This is a genomic window from Pseudomonas sp. TE3895, from assembly GCF_056278855.1.
In genome coordinates, this window is the sequence record NZ_JBWBQE010000001.1 from 1,879,675 (window position 1) to 1,897,112 (window position 17,438).

General features: G+C 62.1%; 13 protein-coding genes. 10 read left to right on the forward strand and 3 right to left on the reverse strand.

Features of this window, described 5'->3' with window-relative positions:
* The 7 genes from ispG to ACZ889_RS08495 all read left to right on the forward strand — a co-directional run bounded on the left by ispG (position 1) and on the right by ACZ889_RS08495 (position 7,908).
* Positions 1-1,110: a flavodoxin-dependent (E)-4-hydroxy-3-methylbut-2-enyl-diphosphate synthase gene (gene ispG / locus ACZ889_RS08465; RefSeq protein ID WP_003248517.1), complete on the forward strand. Its 1,110-nt coding sequence runs from the start codon at positions 1-3 to the stop codon at positions 1,108-1,110.
* A gap of 25 nt (positions 1,111-1,135) precedes the next feature.
* Complete coding sequence (gene hisS, locus ACZ889_RS08470) at positions 1,136-2,425, forward strand: histidine--tRNA ligase (protein WP_003248516.1); 1,290 nt, start codon at positions 1,136-1,138, stop codon at positions 2,423-2,425.
* A 39-nt stretch (positions 2,426-2,464) separates the two neighbouring features.
* Positions 2,465-3,106 carry a tetratricopeptide repeat protein gene (locus tag ACZ889_RS08475; protein WP_003248514.1) on the forward strand — a complete coding sequence of 214 codons (642 nt, stop codon included), beginning with the start codon at positions 2,465-2,467 and terminating at the stop codon, positions 3,104-3,106.
* Positions 3,107-4,249 (forward strand): outer membrane protein assembly factor BamB, encoded by a 1,143-nt coding sequence (gene bamB / locus ACZ889_RS08480; protein WP_003248513.1) that lies wholly within the window; start codon positions 3,107-3,109, stop codon positions 4,247-4,249.
* Positions 4,250-4,365: 116 nt separating this feature from the next.
* Entirely contained in the window at positions 4,366-5,829 is a 1,464-nt protein-coding gene (gene der / locus ACZ889_RS08485; RefSeq protein ID WP_003248512.1) for a ribosome biogenesis GTPase Der, read from the forward strand.
* A gap of 151 nt (positions 5,830-5,980) precedes the next feature.
* Complete coding sequence (locus tag ACZ889_RS08490) at positions 5,981-7,129, forward strand: pyridoxal phosphate-dependent aminotransferase (protein WP_014861262.1); 1,149 nt, start codon at positions 5,981-5,983, stop codon at positions 7,127-7,129.
* Complete coding sequence (locus ACZ889_RS08495; protein ID WP_012051253.1) at positions 7,117-7,908, forward strand: amidohydrolase; 792 nt, start codon at positions 7,117-7,119, stop codon at positions 7,906-7,908. The genes ACZ889_RS08490 and ACZ889_RS08495 overlap by 13 nt, the downstream gene beginning before the upstream one ends.
* A 452-nt stretch (positions 7,909-8,360) precedes the next feature.
* Here ACZ889_RS08495 and ACZ889_RS08500 read toward each other — a convergent pair whose 3' ends face one another.
* Together ACZ889_RS08500 and ACZ889_RS08505 are read right to left on the reverse strand one after the other, a co-directional pair.
* Entirely contained in the window at positions 8,361-10,913 is a 2,553-nt protein-coding gene (locus ACZ889_RS08500; protein ID WP_476257308.1) for a PepSY domain-containing protein, read from the reverse strand.
* A 228-nt stretch (positions 10,914-11,141) separates the two neighbouring features.
* Positions 11,142-13,424, reverse strand: a complete 2,283-nt coding sequence (locus ACZ889_RS08505) for a TonB-dependent receptor (protein WP_180688816.1) — start codon at positions 13,422-13,424, stop codon at positions 11,142-11,144.
* Between the two features lie 221 nt (positions 13,425-13,645).
* Here ACZ889_RS08505 and ACZ889_RS08510 point away from each other — a divergent pair, with 221 nt between their 5' ends.
* Both ACZ889_RS08510 and ACZ889_RS08515 read left to right on the forward strand, forming a co-directional pair.
* The gene (locus ACZ889_RS08510) at positions 13,646-14,326 is read left to right on the forward strand and encodes a Fe2+-dependent dioxygenase (protein WP_003248502.1); all 681 of its coding nucleotides are present in this window, start codon (positions 13,646-13,648) and stop codon (positions 14,324-14,326) included.
* A gap of 3 nt (positions 14,327-14,329) precedes the next feature.
* Positions 14,330-15,079, forward strand: coding sequence for a tetratricopeptide repeat protein (locus tag ACZ889_RS08515; protein WP_476257309.1), 750 nt, complete (start codon positions 14,330-14,332; stop codon positions 15,077-15,079).
* A 183-nt stretch (positions 15,080-15,262) separates the two neighbouring features.
* Here ACZ889_RS08515 and ACZ889_RS08520 read toward each other — a convergent pair whose 3' ends face one another.
* The gene (locus ACZ889_RS08520) at positions 15,263-16,426 is read right to left on the reverse strand and encodes a type III PLP-dependent enzyme (RefSeq protein WP_003248498.1); all 1,164 of its coding nucleotides are present in this window, start codon (positions 16,424-16,426) and stop codon (positions 15,263-15,265) included.
* A gap of 494 nt (positions 16,427-16,920) precedes the next feature.
* Here ACZ889_RS08520 and ACZ889_RS08525 point away from each other — a divergent pair, with 494 nt between their 5' ends.
* Complete coding sequence (locus ACZ889_RS08525; protein WP_012051258.1) at positions 16,921-17,418, forward strand: RNA polymerase sigma factor; 498 nt, start codon at positions 16,921-16,923, stop codon at positions 17,416-17,418.
* Positions 17,419-17,438: the final 20 nt, after the last annotated feature.

Below are 17,438 nucleotides of genomic sequence, written 5' to 3' on the forward strand. Positions count from 1 at the left end.
ATGCACGGCGAATCTCCGATCAAACGTCGCGAATCCCGCAAAATCTGGGTTGGCAATGTGCCGGTGGGTGGTGATGCGCCCATCGCGGTGCAGAGCATGACCAACACCGACACCAACGATGTCGCTGCTACCGTGGCGCAAATCCAGCGACTGGTCGATGCCGGCGTGGACATCGTGCGTGTCTCGGTGCCGGACATGGACGCCGCCGAAGCGTTTGGCAAGATCAAGCAACGGGTCAGCGTGCCGCTGGTCGCCGACATCCATTTCGACTACAAGATTGCCCTGCGCGTTGCCGAACTGGGCGTTGATTGCCTGCGGATCAACCCGGGCAACATCGGCCGTGAAGACCGTGTGCGCGCTGTGGTCGATGCCGCCCGCGATCGCGGCATTCCGATTCGTATCGGGGTCAACGCCGGTTCGCTGGAAAAAGACCTGCAGAAGAAGTATGGCGAACCGACCCCGGCCGCACTGGTCGAGTCGGCCCTGCGCCACGTCGAGCATCTCGACCGCCTGGATTTCCAGGACTTCAAGGTCAGCGTCAAGGCCTCGGACGTGTTCATGGCTGTCGAAGCCTACCGTCTGCTGGCCAAGCAGATCGTACAACCGCTGCACCTGGGCATCACTGAAGCCGGTGGCCTGCGTTCGGGGACGGTGAAGTCCGCCGTCGGCCTCGGTATGCTGCTGGCCGAGGGTATTGGCGATACCATTCGCATCTCGCTGGCGGCCGACCCGGTCGAAGAAGTGAAAGTCGGCTACGACATCCTCAAGTCGCTGCATCTGCGTTCGCGTGGCATCAACTTCATCGCCTGCCCGAGCTGCTCGCGGCAGAACTTCGATGTGGTCAAGACCATGAACGAGCTGGAAGGGCGTCTGGAAGACCTGCTGGTGCCGCTGGATGTGGCGGTGATCGGTTGCGTGGTCAACGGCCCGGGTGAAGCCAAGGAGGCCCATGTCGGGTTGACCGGCGGCACGCCGAACCTGATCTACATCGACGGCAAGCCTGCGCAGAAACTGACCAATGACAACCTGGTCGATGAGCTGGAAAAGCTCATCCGCCAGAAAGCGGCCGAAAAGGCCGAAGCTGACGCGGCGCTGATCGTCCGTGGCTGACACACCGAATTCGTAAGGACTTTTCGTGAGCAAATCGCTGCAAGCCATCCGTGGCATGAACGACATCCTGCCAGAACAGTCGCCGCTGTGGCGCTACTTCGAAGGCACCGTGGCCGGGCTGCTGGACACCTACGGGTACAGCCAGATCCGCACGCCGATCGTCGAGTTCACCGAGCTGTTCAAACGCTCGATCGGTGAAGTGACCGACATCGTCGAAAAAGAGATGTACACCTTCGAGGACCGCAACGGTGATTCGCTGACCCTGCGCCCTGAAGGCACCGCGGCCTGCGTGCGAGCGGTGCTCGAGCACGGCATCACCGGCAACGGTCAGGTGCAGAAGCTGTGGTACATCGGCCAGATGTTCCGCCACGAGCGCCCACAGAAGGGCCGCTACCGTCAGTTCCACCAGATTGGCGTGGAAGTGTTCAACCTGGACGGCCCGGACATCGATGCCGAGCTGATCATGCTGACCTGGCGCCTGTGGGGCCTGCTGGGCATCCAGGACGCGGTCAAGCTGGAGCTCAACAGCCTGGGCACCAGTGAAGCCCGCGCACGCTACCGTGACGCGCTGGTCGAGTTCCTCTCGGCGCGCCTGGAGCAACTGGACGAAGACAGCCAGCGCCGCCTGAAGAGCAACCCGCTGCGCATCCTCGACAGCAAAGACCAGAACACCCAGGCGGTGTTGGTCGGCGCGCCGAAGTTGGAAGACTACCTGGACGAAGAGTCGCGCGTGCACTTCGAAGGCCTCAAGGCCCGCCTGGACGCAGCCGGTATTCCGTTCGTGATCAACACCAAGCTGGTACGTGGCCTGGACTATTACAGCAAGACCGTGTTCGAGTGGGTAACCGACAAGCTCGGCGCCCAGGGCACGGTGTGCGCGGGTGGCCGTTACGACGGCCTGGTCGAACAGATGGGTGGCAAGCCGACCACTGGCGTTGGTTTCGCCATGGGCATCGAGCGCCTGATCCTGCTGTTGGAAACCTTGGGCAAGGTGCCGGAGTCCATCAGCCGCCAGATCGACGTTTACCTGTGCGCCTTTGGCGAGCAGGCGGAGCTGGCAGGCCTGCGCCTGTCCGAAGGCTTGCGCGACCGCTTGCCGGGCCTGCGCCTGGCTGTCAACGCCGGGGGTGGCAGCTTCAAGAGCCAGTTCAAGAAAGCCGACAAGAGCGGTGCACTGTTCGCCCTGATCCTCGGCGACGACGAGCTGGCCAAGCAAGAGATCGGCTTGAAGCCCCTGCGTGGCCAGGGCGAACAACAGAACATTGCCTGGGATGCTCTTGCAGAGCACCTGGAAACCGCGATCGCGCAGGCGTAACGCGGTTCAACAAGCGAATAGGCGAAAAGGAGTATTGGGGTGTCGAGTACCGATGATGATGACCTGGCAGGGGTCAAGGACTGGTGGAACCGCAACGGCAAGCCGCTGCTGACCGGTGCATTGCTGGCTGGCGTGGTGGTGTTGGGCTGGAATACCTGGCACAAGTACCAGACCAACCAGTCGCAAGGTGCCTCGCAGTTGTATCAGGCGCTGATTGAAACCAGCCTGACACCGACCGGCCAGCCGGACGCCACCAAGGTCGCGGAACTGGCCGGCAAGCTCAAGAGCGAGTTTGGCGGCACCGCTTACGCCCAGTACGGCAGCCTGTTCGTGGCCAAGGTCGCGGTCGACAGCGGCAAGCTCGATGACGCCGCAGCCGAGCTGAAAAGCGTGCTGGATAAACCGGCCGACGTTACCTTGGGCGAGATTTCGCGTCAGCGTCTGGCGCGCGTACTGGCAGCCCAGAACAAGGCCGAGGATGCCCTCAAGCTGCTCGACGGCGACGCCGACAAAGCCTTCCTGGCCAGCCGTGAAGAGTTGAAGGGTGACCTGCTGGTGCAGCTGGGTCGCGCCGACGACGCACACAGCGCTTACGAAAAAGCCAAGGCTGCGCTGTCCGATGACGCGGCGGTCGGTGGCCTGCAATTGAAGCTGGATGACCTGGCTAAAGGGGACGCGTAAGTGATCGGTTGGAAACATGCAGCAGTGCTGACCCTGGCCGTACTGGCCGCAGGTTGCAGCAGCAACAGCAAGAAGGAACTGCCCCCGGCCGAGCTGACCAAGTTCACCGAGGAAGTGGTGCTGAAGAAGCAGTGGAGCCGTTCGATCGGTGACGGCCAGGGTGAAACCTACAACACCCTGGTACCGGCCATCGAGAACGACCGTATCTACGCTTCCGACGTCAACGGCGAAGTCTTCGCCCTCGATCGCATCACGGGTGACGTGGTGTGGAAGAAGGACCTGGAGCTGCAGGTTTCCGGTGCAGTTGGCGTAGGCTATGGCCTGGTCATGCTCGGTACCCTCAAGGGTGAAGTCATTGCTCTGGACTCCAGCACCGGTGAGGAGCGTTGGCGCTCGCGCGTGACCAGCGAAGTGCTGGCCCCACCTGCCAACAACGGTGACGTGGTGGTGGTGCAGACCCAGGACGACCGCCTGATCGGCCTGGATGCCGCCACTGGCGACCGCCGTTGGATCTACGAAAACTCGCCGGCCGTGCTGACGCTGCGTGGCACCGGTGCGCCGATCGCCACCAACCGCCTGGCGGTTGCCGGCCTGTCCACCGGCAAAGTGGTTGCGGTTGACATCAACAACGGTGTGCCGGTGTGGGAAAGCCGCGTGGCCATCCCGAAGGGCCGTTCCGAGCTGGACCGTGTGGTTGATATCGACGGCGGCTTGCTGCTGTCTGGTGGTACCCTGTACGTCAGCACCTACCAGGGCCGTGTAGCGGGCCTGGACCTGGAAAGCGGCCGCGAGCTGTGGCAGCGCGATGCTTCCAGCTATGTGGGTGTCGCTCAGGGCTTCGGTAACGTCTACGTCAGCGAAGCCTCGGGTACCGTGGAAGGTGTGGATGAGCGCTCTTCCAGTGCCCTGTGGAGCAACGACAGCATGGCTCGCCGCCAGTTGACCGCCCCTGAAGTGTTCAGCAGCTACGTGGCTGTGGGTGACTTTGAAGGTTACCTGCACCTGCTGAGCCAGGTGGATGGCCGCTTCGTCGGCCGTGAGCGTATCGACAGCGATGGCCTGCGCGCCCGCCCACTTGTGGTCGGCGACACCATCTATGTCTTCGGCAACAGCGGCAAGCTCGAGGCACTGACCATCCGCTGAAGCTATGCTTGAAGCCTTGGCGGGCTTCAAGCCGCGGCGTAGGACACGCCGCCCAAACTCCGGCCGCTGCCTTGCAGCGGCCTTTGCATTTTCAAGAATTCGAGAGTGGAGAGCCGATGGTTCCCGTAATTGCCCTGGTGGGCCGCCCGAACGTCGGCAAATCCACCATGTTCAACCGCCTGACCAAGACCCGCGATGCCATCGTCGGTGACCTGTCGGGCCTGACCCGTGACCGCCAGTATGGTGATGCCAGCTGGCAGGGTCGTTCCTTCATCCTGATCGACACCGGTGGTATCACCGGTGACGAAGTGGGCATGGACGAAAAAATGGCCGAGCAGTCGCTCATGGCCATCGAAGAAGCCGACTACGTGCTGTTCCTGGTTGATGCCCGAGCGGGCATGACCGCAGCAGACCAGATGATCGCCGAGCACCTGCGCAAGCGGAACAAGGCCGCGATCCTGGTTGCCAACAAGATCGACAACATCGACCCCGACGTTGCCCGCGCCGAATTCTCGCCAATGGGCATGGGCAACGCCATTCCGGTGGCAGGCTCCCAGGGCCGGGGTATCAGCGCCTTGATGGAGGCCGTGCTCGGTCACCTGCCGCGTGATGCCGAAGACGAAGCCCTCGAACAGGACGTTGCTGAAGGTGAGGAAGCCGTGCGCATTCCTGGCCCAAGCGAGAAGGATGGCATCAAGATCGCCATCATCGGCCGCCCGAACGTTGGCAAGTCGACGCTGGTCAACCGCATGCTCGGCGAAGAGCGTGTGGTGGTCTACGACGAGCCGGGCACCACCCGTGACAGTATCTACATCCCGTTCGAGCGTGATGGTGACAAGTACACCTTCATCGACACCGCCGGTGTGCGTAAGCGCGGCAAGATCCACGAGGAAGTCGAGAAGTTCTCGGTGGTGAAGACGCTGCAGGCGATCAAGGACGCCAACGTCGTCATCTTCGTCATGGATGCCCGCGAAGGTGTGGTCGACCATGACCTGAACCTGCTGGGCTTTGCCCTTGAAGCCGGTCGCGCCATCGTCATTGCCCTGAACAAGTGGGATGGCATGGAGCCGGGTGAGCGCGCCTACGTGAAGACCGAGCTGGAGCGCCGGCTGTTCTTCGTCGATTTTGCTGACATCCACTTCATTTCTGCGCTGCATGGCACGGGCGTGGGCAACTTGTACAAGTCGGTGCAGGCTGCGTTCCAGTCCGCGGTCACCCGCTGGCCGACCAGCCGCCTGACGCAGATCCTCGAAGATGCCGTGAGCGAGCACCAGCCGCCGATGGTCAATGGTCGCCGCATCAAGCTGCGCTATGCCCACCTCGGCGGTGCCAACCCGCCGCTCATCGTGATCCACGGCAACCAGACCGACAGCATTCCCAAGTCGTACTCGCGTTACCTGGAAAACACCTATCGCCGGGTGCTCAAGCTGGTCGGTACGCCGATCCGTATCGAGTACAAGGGTGGTGAGAACCCGTACGAGGGTAAGAAAAACACCCTTACCGATCGCCAGGTCAACAAGAAACGCCGCCTGATGTCGCACCACAAGAAGGCCGAGAAGAAGCGTCGCGACAAACGCTAAGCAGCCCCATGTGGGGGCGGGTAAGGCTGCCCCCACAGACACCCTTTGATCCAGAACAATCCCCCTATTGTTTCAACCTTTTTCCTGACCGCTCGATCCGCTATGCTCGGACTCCACCCCGTGCCGGATATACCCCAGGAAAGAGGGCTCCATGATCCGCAGCAAACTGCCGAATGTCGGCACGACCATCTTCACCACCATGTCTCAGCTCGCCGTGCAGACTGGCGCGCTCAACCTGTCCCAGGGCTTTCCTGACTTCAATGGCCCCCAGGCCCTGCTCGATGCAGTGGGCCGGCACGTGGCTGCCGGGCATAACCAGTATTCGCCGATGACCGGCCTGCCGGCCTTGCGCCAGCAGGTAGCGGCCAAGGTCGAGCGGCTGTATGGGGCCAGGGTGGACGCCGATCAGGAAGTGACTATCACCCCCGGCGCCACCGAGGCTATTTTCTGTGCCATCCAGGCGGTGGTGCATGCCGGTGATGAAGTGATCGTCTTCGACCCCTGCTACGACAGTTACGAGCCGTCAGTGGAGCTGGCCGGGGGCCGCTGTGTACACGTGCAGTTGAGCGACGGCGACTTCCGTATCGACTGGCAGAAATTCAGCGATGCTTTGAGCCCGCGCACGCGCATGGTCATCCTCAACTCGCCACACAACCCCAGCGGCGCGTTGATCACCCGCGAAGACCTCGACCAGTTGGCCGCACTTATTGCCGACCGCGATATCTACCTGGTCAGCGATGAAGTGTACGAACACCTGGTCTACGACGGCGTACGCCACGCCAGTGTGCTGGCCCATGAGCAGTTGTACTCACGTGCCTTCGTGGTCAGTTCCTTCGGCAAGACGTACCACGTTACCGGCTGGAAGACCGGTTACGTGATCGCACCGCCAGCCTTGAGCGCCGAGCTGCGCAAAGTGCACCAGTACGTCAACTTCTGTGGCGTGACGCCGCTGCAATGTGCCTTGGCCGACTTCATGGCCGGGCACCCCGAGCATATTGATGAGTTGCCGGCCTTCTACCAGGCCAAGCGCGACCTGTTCTGCGGTTTGCTGGACGGTTCGCGTTTCAACTTTACCCGCACGACGGGCACTTATTTCCAGCTGGTGGACTATTCGCAAATCCGTCCGGACCTGAACGATGTCGACATGTCGCTGTGGCTGACGCGTGAGCACGGCGTGGCGACCATCCCGGTATCGGTGTTCTACCAGCACCCCATCCCCGAGCAACGCCTGGTGCGCCTGTGCTTTGCCAAACGAGAGGAGACGCTGCGTCAGGCAGCGGAACGACTATGCGCGATCTGAGTACACTGCCGAACCTGAAAGTCGCCCTGGTGCAAACCACCTTGGCCTGGCACGACCGCGAGGCCAACTACGCGCACTTCGAGGTGCTGCTGGAGCAGGTGGGCGAGGTCGACCTGGTGATCCTGCCGGAAATGTTTACCACCGGTTTTTCGATGCAATCGGAAAGCCTGTGCGAGCCGGAGAACGGTCCGACCTACAAATGGCTGAAGGCACAGGCCAAGAAGCACAACGCGGTGATTACCGGCAGTGTGATCATCCAGGCCGCCGATGGCAGCCACCGCAACCGCCTGTTGTGGGCGCGGCCGGACGGCGAGATTCTGCACTACGACAAGCGCCACCTGTTCCGCATGGCCGGTGAGCACAAACATTACACCCCAGGCGAGCGGCAGGTGCAGTTCGAGCTCAAGGGCTGGCGGATTCGCCCGCTTATCTGCTACGACCTGCGCTTCCCTGTGTGGAGCCGTGACGCCCAGGACACCGACCTGCTGCTGTACACCGCCAACTGGCCGGCCGCGCGTCGCCAGCACTGGAACCGCCTGCTACCGGCGCGGGGGATCGAGAACCTGTGCTATGTGGCGGCGGTGAATCGAGTGGGCACGGACGGTAAAGGCTTTGCTTACTCTGGTGACAGCCAGGTGCTGGATTTCCAGGGCGAGAGCCTGCTCAGTGCCGGGGAGGCGGACGGGGTGTTCACTGCAGTACTGAGCGCGGCGGAACTGGCGGCGTACCGGGCCAAGTTCCCGGCCAACCTGGATGCCGATACCTTCGAGCTGCACTGACAGCAGGGCCGGCTTCTTCGCGGGTAAACCCGCTCCTACACACGCATCGGCGGTTGGTCACAGGCCGTTGTAGGAGCGGGTTCACCCGCGAAAGGGCCGGCCCTGCTGACCAATTTCCATCCGACGTTCACCATTGCCGCCGCCACCGTATTCGCGGGTAAACCCGCTCCTACACACGCATAGGCGGTTGGTCACAGGCCGTTGTGTAGGAGCGGGTTCACCCGCGAAAGGGCCGGCCCTGCTGGCCAATTTCCACCTGTCGTTCACCATTGCCGCCGCCACCGTATTCGCGGGTAAACCCGCGCCTACACACGCATCGGTGGTTGGTCACAGGCCGTTGTGTAGGAGCGGGTTTACCCGCGAAGAGGCCGGCCCTGCTGGCCAATTTCCACCGGCCGTTCACCGTTGCCGCCGCCACCGTATTCGCGGGTAAACCCGCTCCTACACACCGATCAATACACATCCCGCCGATACCGCCCATCCTCGATCAACTGCTGTACAGCAGCTTCACCCAGCATGCCTTTGAGCGCCGCATCCACCCCCGCCGCCATGCCTTGCAGGCTGCCGCAGACATACACGCAAGCCCCGTCGGCCACCCAGCGCTTGAAGTCCTCGGCCTGCTCCAGCATCACGTCCTGCACATACACCTTCTCAGCCTGATCGCGCGAGAACGCCAGGTCCAGCCGTGCCAGGTCACCGTTGTCCAGCCAAGCGTGCAGCTCATCGCCACACAGCAAGTCATGCGCCCGATTACGCTCGCCGAACAACAGCCAGTTGCGCTGCTCACCGGCATTGACCCGGGCGCGCAACAGGCTGCGAAGGCCCGCCAGGCCAGTGCCGTTGCCGATCAGGATCATCGGCGCAGCGGCCTCAGGCAGATGGAAGCCACTGTTACGCCGCAGGCGCAGGCTCAGGGTGCCATTCATTGGCAGGTATTCGGTCAGCCAGCCAGAGCCCAAGCCAAGGCTGCCGTCGGGGTGGCGTTCCTGGCGCACGATCAGCTCCAGCACACCATCGCTGGCGATCGAGGCGATGGAGTATTCGCGGCTACCGATTGGCACCAGTGCATCGACCAGCGCTTGTGGCTGCAAGCCGATCAGGTGGTCGCGGCGCGTCGGCAGTTGGCGGCCAGCGAGTGCCTGGGCAAGGGTTTCACTCAGGCCATTCACCTGCACCTGGCTGCTGGCGTCCAGTGCCATGCCCTTGAGGAACGCGTCGATCCGTGGCTGCCCATTCAGCGGCAGTATCTCCACCAGATCGCCGGCTTCCCAGCTTGCAGGTTCTGCAGCCTGCAGGCCAAGCAGGTACACCGGTTGGCCTTGGCTGCCGGGGTTGAGCAGTTTGCGGCGCACCAGCGACCAGTTGGCAAAGGTTGGCGGCTGCCAGGCGGCCACCGGCTGGACGCCCGTCAGTTGCGCCAGTTCCTGCTGCCATTGCTGCAGGGCGGCCTGGTCGGCGTTGTCCACTTCCACCGGGCTGAATGCACTGCTGGCACCGCGCTCCCCCAGCCACGCCTGGAGACGACGAGCGAAACCGCAGAAGTGCGGGTACTGACGATCACCGAGGGCGAGCAGGGCATAGTTGAGGTTGTTCAGTGCCCAAGGCTGGCCGAGCACCTTGCGCTCGAAGACGCGAGCGCTGTCGGGCGCTTCGCCGTCGCCGAAGGTACTCACCACGAAGAGCGCGCGATGGGCCTGGCGCAGGTCGTTTTCACCCAGCTCGGCAAGGGCGCGCACCTGAACGGGCTGGCCAGCTGCCTGCAGCTGCTCGGCACTCTGCCAGGCCAACTGTTCGGCAAAGCCACTCTGGCTGGCAAAGCCGATAAGCCAGCCGTCGCCATTGCCGCTGTTGGCGACGTTGCCACGGACTGCGCGCACCTGACGTTTCTTGCGGCGGCGGTCGAGGTACAGCAGCCAGCCGGTGACGAAGAACAACGGCATGGTGAGGCTGGCGATGGTGACGATGATGCGCCCCGGCAAGCCGAAGTATTCGCCGACGTGCAAGGCGTAAACACTCTGCAGCAACTGCGCCTTGAATGACTTGTCGGTGTAGCGGTCGTGCTTCTTAACTTGGCCGGTGGCCGGGTCAAGGACCAGGGTATTGAAGGCACGTGGGTGCGCGGCGTCGTCGAGCAGGTAGAACAGGTTGGCCGGCTGACCGCCAGCAGGCGGCAGGCGCAGGTTGTAGGTGGACAGGCCTGGGCCTGCGGCGTCCTTGAGGTTGGCCCAGATGGCGTCGTAGTCCACCACCAGCGGCGGCGCATTCTTGTCGACTTTTTGCGGCCCGTGCCGGCCACGGCCTTCACCACGTTTTTGCTGCTGGCCCGCAGCCGGCGCGTCGGCCAGCAGCTTGTTCAGGCCTTCACGGTACCACTCATAGGACCAGAACAGCCCGGTCAGGGCGAACAGAAGATAGAACAGCAGGCACCAGGTGCCGGCAACGGCGTGCAGGTCCCAGTTGAAGGCGCGGCCTTTCTTGGCCCAGTCGAAGGTCAGCCAGGTGCGCCAGTCCAGCGCTTTGCGCGGCCAGCGCAGGTAAAGGCCGGACAGGCAGAAGAACACCAGCATCAGGGTGCAGGCCCCGGTGATTTGCCGGCCAGTATCGCCCATGGCGAGGAAGCGGTGCAGCTTGAGCATGAGGTTGAAGAAGCCTTGCCCGGCCGCTTCGCCCTTGAGTTCGCCGGTGTACGGGTCGGCATAGCGCAGCTCGCCACGGCGTTCGCCCGGTGCGGGCATGAAGAAGATCCGTGCAGCGTTGCCTTCGCGTACGTCGACCCACAGCATCGACACTTTGTCGTGTTGCTGGGCTTCGACCCGCTTAACCAGCTCGGCCGGCGGTAGCACGCCTTCGGCGCGTACTTCTACCTTGAGTACATCGGCATTGAATGCGCGCAGCAGTTCTTCCTGGAACGAGTACAGCGCCCCGGTAATGCCCATCAAGGCCAGCACCAGGCCAGCGGTGATGCCAAAGAACCAGTGCAATTGGAACAGCGTCTTCTTCACCACGTTTCTCACCTTGAGTTGCTGCCGCGACCCGCGCGGCGTGCATTATGCCTTGATACGCAAAAGCCCCGCTCACGGGAATGAACGGGGCCGGGTGGGCTGCTTTTCGTGTTGTCTGTGCGGGCCTCTTCGCGGCTAAGGCCGCTCCTGCACCGGCAACGCAGGAGCGGCTTTAGCCGCGAAAGGGCCGGCACAGGCGCAGCCCTTCAACAGATCAACCCAACCCAGACATCAGAAGTGCACGCTGGTGGTCAGCAGTGCCGTCCGCCCGGCCGCCTGGTTGGCGAAGTGGGTGGAGAAGGCCTTGTCGTAGTACACCTCGTTGGTCAGGTTCTGCACGTTCAGTTGCAGGTCGACGTTCTTGGTCAGCTTGTAGGCGGCCATGGCGTCGTAGCGTACGTAGCTGTCGACCATGGTGGTGTTGGCCACGCTGCCGTACACGTCATCCACGTAGAACGCACCACCGCCAACGGTCAGCTTTGGCGTGATCGAGTAGGTGGTCCACAGGCTGGCGCTGTTGTTTGGCGTGTTCGGCAGCTGGTTGCCGTCGTTGGCCTTGCCCACCGGGCCGCCGTCGATCTGGCGAGCCTGCATGTAGGTGTAGCCGGCGAACACCTGCCACTTGTCGGTCAGCTTGCCGCTGGCCGACAGTTCGATACCTTGCACGCGAGTTTCGCCGACGTTCTCGTAGGTAGTGGTGTCCACCTGAACGCGGGCGTTTTCCTTCTCAGTGCGGAAAAGCGCCGCTGCCAGCGACAAGCGTTCGTCCAGTAAGTCCCACTTGGTACCGATTTCGTAGTTGGTGGTTTCTTCTGGTTCCAGGTCGCTGCCCAGAATATTGCCGCTGCGGTCGGTTGTACCTGGCAGTGAGTTGGTCTCGGTACCTTCGCCGAGCATTGCGCCTGGCGGTGTCGCCGAGGTGGCGTAGGAAATATAGATGCTACCGTTCTCGGCTGGCTTCCACACCAGACCCAGCTGGCCCGTGAAGAATTCGCTTTTGTCGCGACCTTTGGTGGGTACGCCGTTCTTGTTCAAGACGGTTGCGCCGCTGGCGTCGTAGGTGCGGAACTTGGTATCGAAATGGTCGTAACGCAGGCCCATGTTCAGCAGCCATTGGGGTGTGAGCTCCAATGTGTCGAAGACATAGATCGCTCGGGTCTTGCCGCTGGTCTTGGTGCCGGCGTAGTTGCGCGAGACAGTGCCGTCCCAAGTGTCGTCCGGGTTAGGGTCGCTCAGTGAGGTGCAGCTACCACCATTGCCAGGCCCGGTGCAGGTGAGCTTGCTGTTTGGCGTGACGGTGTAGCTCTGGCGGTCGGATTCTTCCTTGGTGAGTTCGATACCGGTCGAGAAGTTGTTTTTGAAACCGCCGACGAAGAACTCGCCGAACAGGTCGGTCTGGTTGGTGGTGGTGGCGGTGTTACCCACGCGGGTGTTGGCACGACGCCATACACCATTGTTGTTCACGTTGCCGACACTGTCATCCGGCTGGGTCAGCACGTAGTCTTGCATGCTGTTGCCGTGACGCAGGGTGTTCTTGATGGTCAGCGAGTCGGTCAGGTCGTGCTCGATGGCGAAAGTGGCGATGTCCACGCGGCTCTTGCGGAAGTCGCGACCGGTTAAGCCGTAGAAGTTGTCGCTGTCACCGCCATCGATCGGCTTGCTCGGGTGCGCCGAAGTACGGGCAGCGCTGCCAGTAACGGGGATGCTGTAAGGGATACCCGAATCCGGCAGGTCGTCGCTTTCCAGGTGGTAGTAGTCAAGGTTGACGCGGGTCGGCGTGCCCAGGCCAAAGGCCAGCGACGGGGCGATACCCCAGCGGTCGTAGTTGACCTTGTCGCGGCCGGCGACGTTGCTTTCGTGGGTCATCAGGTTCAGGCGACCGGCAACGGTATCGCTGAACTGGTAGTTGCCATCGAAGGTGTAGCGCTGGGTCTGGTCGCTGCCCCAGGTCCAGGCGCCGTCCAGCGAGTTGCCCAGATGCGCGCGCTTGCTTACCAGGTTGATGGTACCGCCGGCCGCGCCGCGGCCACCGATGGCCGAGTTCGGCCCCTTGGCCACTTCAACGGATTCGATGGCGAAGATTTCGCGGGTTTGGGCGCCAGTGTCACGTACGCCGTCCAGGTAAGTATCGCCCTGGGCGTCGAAGCCGCGGATGAACGGGCGGTCACCTTGCGGGTTGCCGCCTTCGCCAGCGCCGAAAGTAATGCCTGGCACGGTGCGCAGGGCATCCTGCAGGGTCAGGGCGTTGGTGTCCTTGATCACTTGCTGCGGGATCACGGTTATCGAGCGCGGGGTGTCTACCAGCGGCGCGGTGTACTTCTGCGAGGCGGCCTTGTCCACCTTGTAATCGGTGCTGGCTTGTTCAGCCTTGCCGTTGACGCTGGTGGCATCGAGGGTGATGGCGCTGCTGGCGGCCGGATCGGCGGCATAGACCGACGAGGCACTCAGGGCGACACCGATGGCAGACACGATCAGGCGTGGCGAACTCACAGCAGATGGTACGTACTGGCGCATTGCAAAGAACCTTCCCCAAGGTATTGAGGCGGTGGATCTTAATGTAAGCAATTTTGACTAACAATTGAGACTCGTTACCATTCGTGAAGAATTTACAATCTTTACAATTTGTCTTTACGGTTTCATGCCGCTGAAACGTCTTAAGTGGCGAATGGGGCTTGTGTAGCGTAAAAGGGAATCAATATCATTGAGCCTTTACATTTCCTAACGGTGCTGTTGCCATGCTGCTTCACATTCCAGGCCTGTTCGACGCTGATGAACTGGCCCGTATCCGCGAGGCGCTGGAGCGGGCCGACTGGGCCGATGGCAAGGTTACGGCGGGTTATCAGTCGGCCAAGGCCAAGCACAACCTGCAGCTGCCGGAAGGCCATGCACTGGCCAAGGAAATCGGCACTGCGCTGATCGACCGCCTGTGGAAGACCCCGCGCTTCATGTCGGCAGCCTTGCCGCACAAGGTGTTCCCGCCGCTGATCAACTGCTACCGCGATGGCGGCAACTTTGGTTTCCACATCGACAACGCCCTGCGCCAGCCCAAGGGCAGCCCGGAGCGGGTGCGTACCGACTTGTCTTCCACGCTGTTCCTCAGCGACCCGGAAAGCTACGACGGCGGTGAGCTGGTGATCCAGGACACCTATGGCGTGCAGCAGATCAAGCTGGCCGCCGGTGACATGGTGCTGTACCCCGGCACAAGCCTGCACAAGGTCAACCCAGTAACCCGTGGCCAACGCTATGCCGCATTCTTCTGGACCCAGAGCCTGGTGCGCGATGACAGCCAGCGGGCGCTGCTGTTCGAGATGGACAACGCCATCCAGCAACTGACTGCCGATGTGCCGGACCATCCTTCGCTGTTGCAGCTGACGGGCACCTACCATAATTTGCTGCGCCGCTGGGCTGAGGTCTGAGTCGTGTCCTACTTGCTGCGACGTGAGGAAGTGGTGGATGTGGCCGGCTTGCAGGCCATGCTCGAGGAAACCCCCGGCAAGGCCGCCCAGGCGATTCTGGCGGCAGCGGGGCAGGGCGTGGTCGAGGCGCAGTTGCTGCTGGGGCAGATCCTGCTGGATGGGTGTGGCATCCAGCAGGATGCCACGGTTGCCCGGCGTTGGTTCGGTATCGCTGCACAGAGTGGCAGTGCCATGGCGCACAACATGCTCGGGCGTTGCCTGGAGCATGGTTGGGGCGGCGAGGTGAGTTTGGCGCAGGCTGCCGTTCACTACGCCCGTGCGGCCGACTCCGGGTTGGACTGGGGCCTGTATAACCTGGGCAACCTTCTGGCGACCGGGCGTGGGGTGCCGGCCAATCAGGTGCAGGCACTGATGTGCTACGAGAAGGCTGCGCAGCTGGGGCATGCCAAATCGATGAACCTGTATGGGCGTTACCTGGAGCAGGGCATTGCCACGGCACCCAGCCCGGCGCGGGCGGTGCGCTGGTATCGGCGTTCGGCCGAGGCGGGGGATTTTCGTGGGATGTTCAGCCTGGCGCTGGTGCTGGTCGAGCGTGGGCAGTTGGCCGAGGCAGGGCAGTGGCTGGAGCAGGCCCGGGTTGCGGGGAACATGAATTTCCTGCGTGCTGCGTTGGTAACCCTGCAGGGTGCGGGGCCGGTGTTGATGGCCTTTGCGGCGCGGTATGCCGAGGAGATCGATCGGCGTGGTGAGTGAGGTTGACTGTGCCGGCCAATTTCCACTGGCCGTTCACCGTTGCTGCCGCTACCGTATTCGCGGGTAAACCCGCTCCTACACACGCATCGGTGGTTGGGCGCAGGCCGTTGTACGGTTTACCCACCAAGAGGCCAGCATCGACAGCACGCACATGAAAACGGGGCCTTTCGGCCCCGTTGTGCATTACAGGTAGTAAGCCTTCAGCGGCGGGAAACCGTTGAATTCCACTGCGCTGTAGCTGGTGGTGTAGGCGCCGGTCGACAGCCAGTACAGGCGGTCACCGATGGCCAGGTTCAGCGGCAGCCCGTACTTGTAGTTCTCGTACATGATGTCGGCGCTGTCGCAGGTCGGGCCGGCGATGACCACTTCTTCGGCTTCGCCTTTCTTCTCGGTCCAGATCGGGAACTTGATGGCTTCGTCCATGGTTTCGATCAGGCCGGAGAACTTGCCCACGTCGGTGTAGATCCAGCGCTCGACGGCGGTACGCGACTTACGTGCGACCAGCACCACTTCGCTGACCAGGATGCCGGCGTTGGCGATCAGCGAACGGCCGGGCTCGAGGATGATTTCCGGCAGTTCGTCACCGAAGTCTTCCTTGAGGAAACGGATGATTTCTTCGGCGTAGGTTTCCAGGCTGTTGGTACGGGTGATGTAGTTGGCCGGGAAGCCACCACCCATGTTGATCAGCTTCAGTTCGATGCCGTCTTCTTCTTTCAGGCGTTCGAAGATTACCTTGACCTTGGCGATGGCGGCGTCCCATACGCTGATGTCGCGTTGCTGCGAGCCCACGTGGAAGGAGATGCCGTATGGCACCAGGCCCAGGTCGCGGGCGAGGATCAGCAGGTCCATGGCCATGTCGGTCTGGCAGCCGAACTTGCGGGACAGCGGCCAGTCGGCAGTGGTGGAGCCTTCAGTCAGAATACGCACATACACTTTCGAGCCCGGTGCGGCCTTGGCGATGTTGCGCAGGTCGGCTTCCGAGTCGGTGGCGTACAGGCGCACGCCCTTCTCGTAGAAGTAGCGGATATCCTTGGACTTCTTGATGGTGTTGCCGTAGCTGATGCGGTCGGCGCTGACACCGCGGCCCATCACTTTGTCCAGCTCGTAGATCGAGGCGATGTCGAAGCTCGAACCTTTCTCTTTGAGCAGGTCGATGATTTCCACGGCCGGGTTGGCCTTGACTGCGTAGTAGACCTTGGCAAATTCGAAACCGGCGCGCAGGTCGTCGTACGCCTGGCTGATCATCTGGGTGTCGATGAGTACGAACGGGGTTTCCTGCTTGTCAGCGAACGCCTTCATTTTCTGGAAGGTTTCACGCGCGAAATAGTCTTCGACCTGGATCGACATGCTCAGGGACTCCATGGGCAAACTGAAAGATTAAGTGGCTGCAAACTGAACGTCCTCCGTATCCCCACTTTGGTTCGCCTACTCAGTACTTGAGCCGGATGGATCGTTTCCAGCATGGACGTTCGGCGCGCACTTTAGGGCGTGAAGAATGCAGAATCAACAGGCAATCCGGGCGTGATCGACGTGGATCGACGACCAGCCATTTGAATAACCGACTCGTGTGACCGGCTGATGTTCCCTGCGATCTTTCAAGCGTAAAAAATTGTGGAATGGAGCGTGTTGGGCCCTTCGCGGGCAAGCCCGCTCCTACAGGGGATACGCGTTCCATGTGGGGGCGGGCTTGCCCGCGAAAGGGCCGGAGGTGTTCATATTTATGGCCACATTTTCCTGGTACCCCCGTACAGGAAATCGCCCATAAATTTTTTGTTACCGACTGGCGGATTTGCTGCTTTTGATGCGAAACATTACTATTCGCACCCTTATCTGCCTCCCTGATGACCCCGACCGTGTCCGGACACAAAGGCTTCCTCGACCATTACCATGAGCTGATCGGCACCTGGACGCGCAAGCTGCGCAGTCGTCAGCAGGCCGAGGACCTCACCCACGATGCCTTTGTCCGGGTACTGGAAACCCCGCGCGAGCAGGTTGAGCAGCCACGCGCCTACCTGCATCAGGCTGCGCGCAACATCGCCGTGGATGGCTTCCGTCGCGAAGACCGCCGCCAGGCCCTGGAGCGGGAAGCCTTCGAAGAAGGCGCAACCGGCAGTGGCGACCCGGAAGCCTACGTGCATGCCCTGGAGCTGGCCGACAGCGTCGAGCGGGCCCTGGCCGAGCTGCCACTCAACTGCCGGCAGGTGTTCATCTGGCAGAAGCTCGAAGGCCTGACCCAGGCCGAGATTGCCGAGCGCATGGGGTTGAGCAAGAACATGGTCGAAAAGTATATGATCCGCACGCTCCGGCACCTGCGTGAGCACCTGGATGTGTCGGCATGAAGAGTCAGGAGACCTTTTCG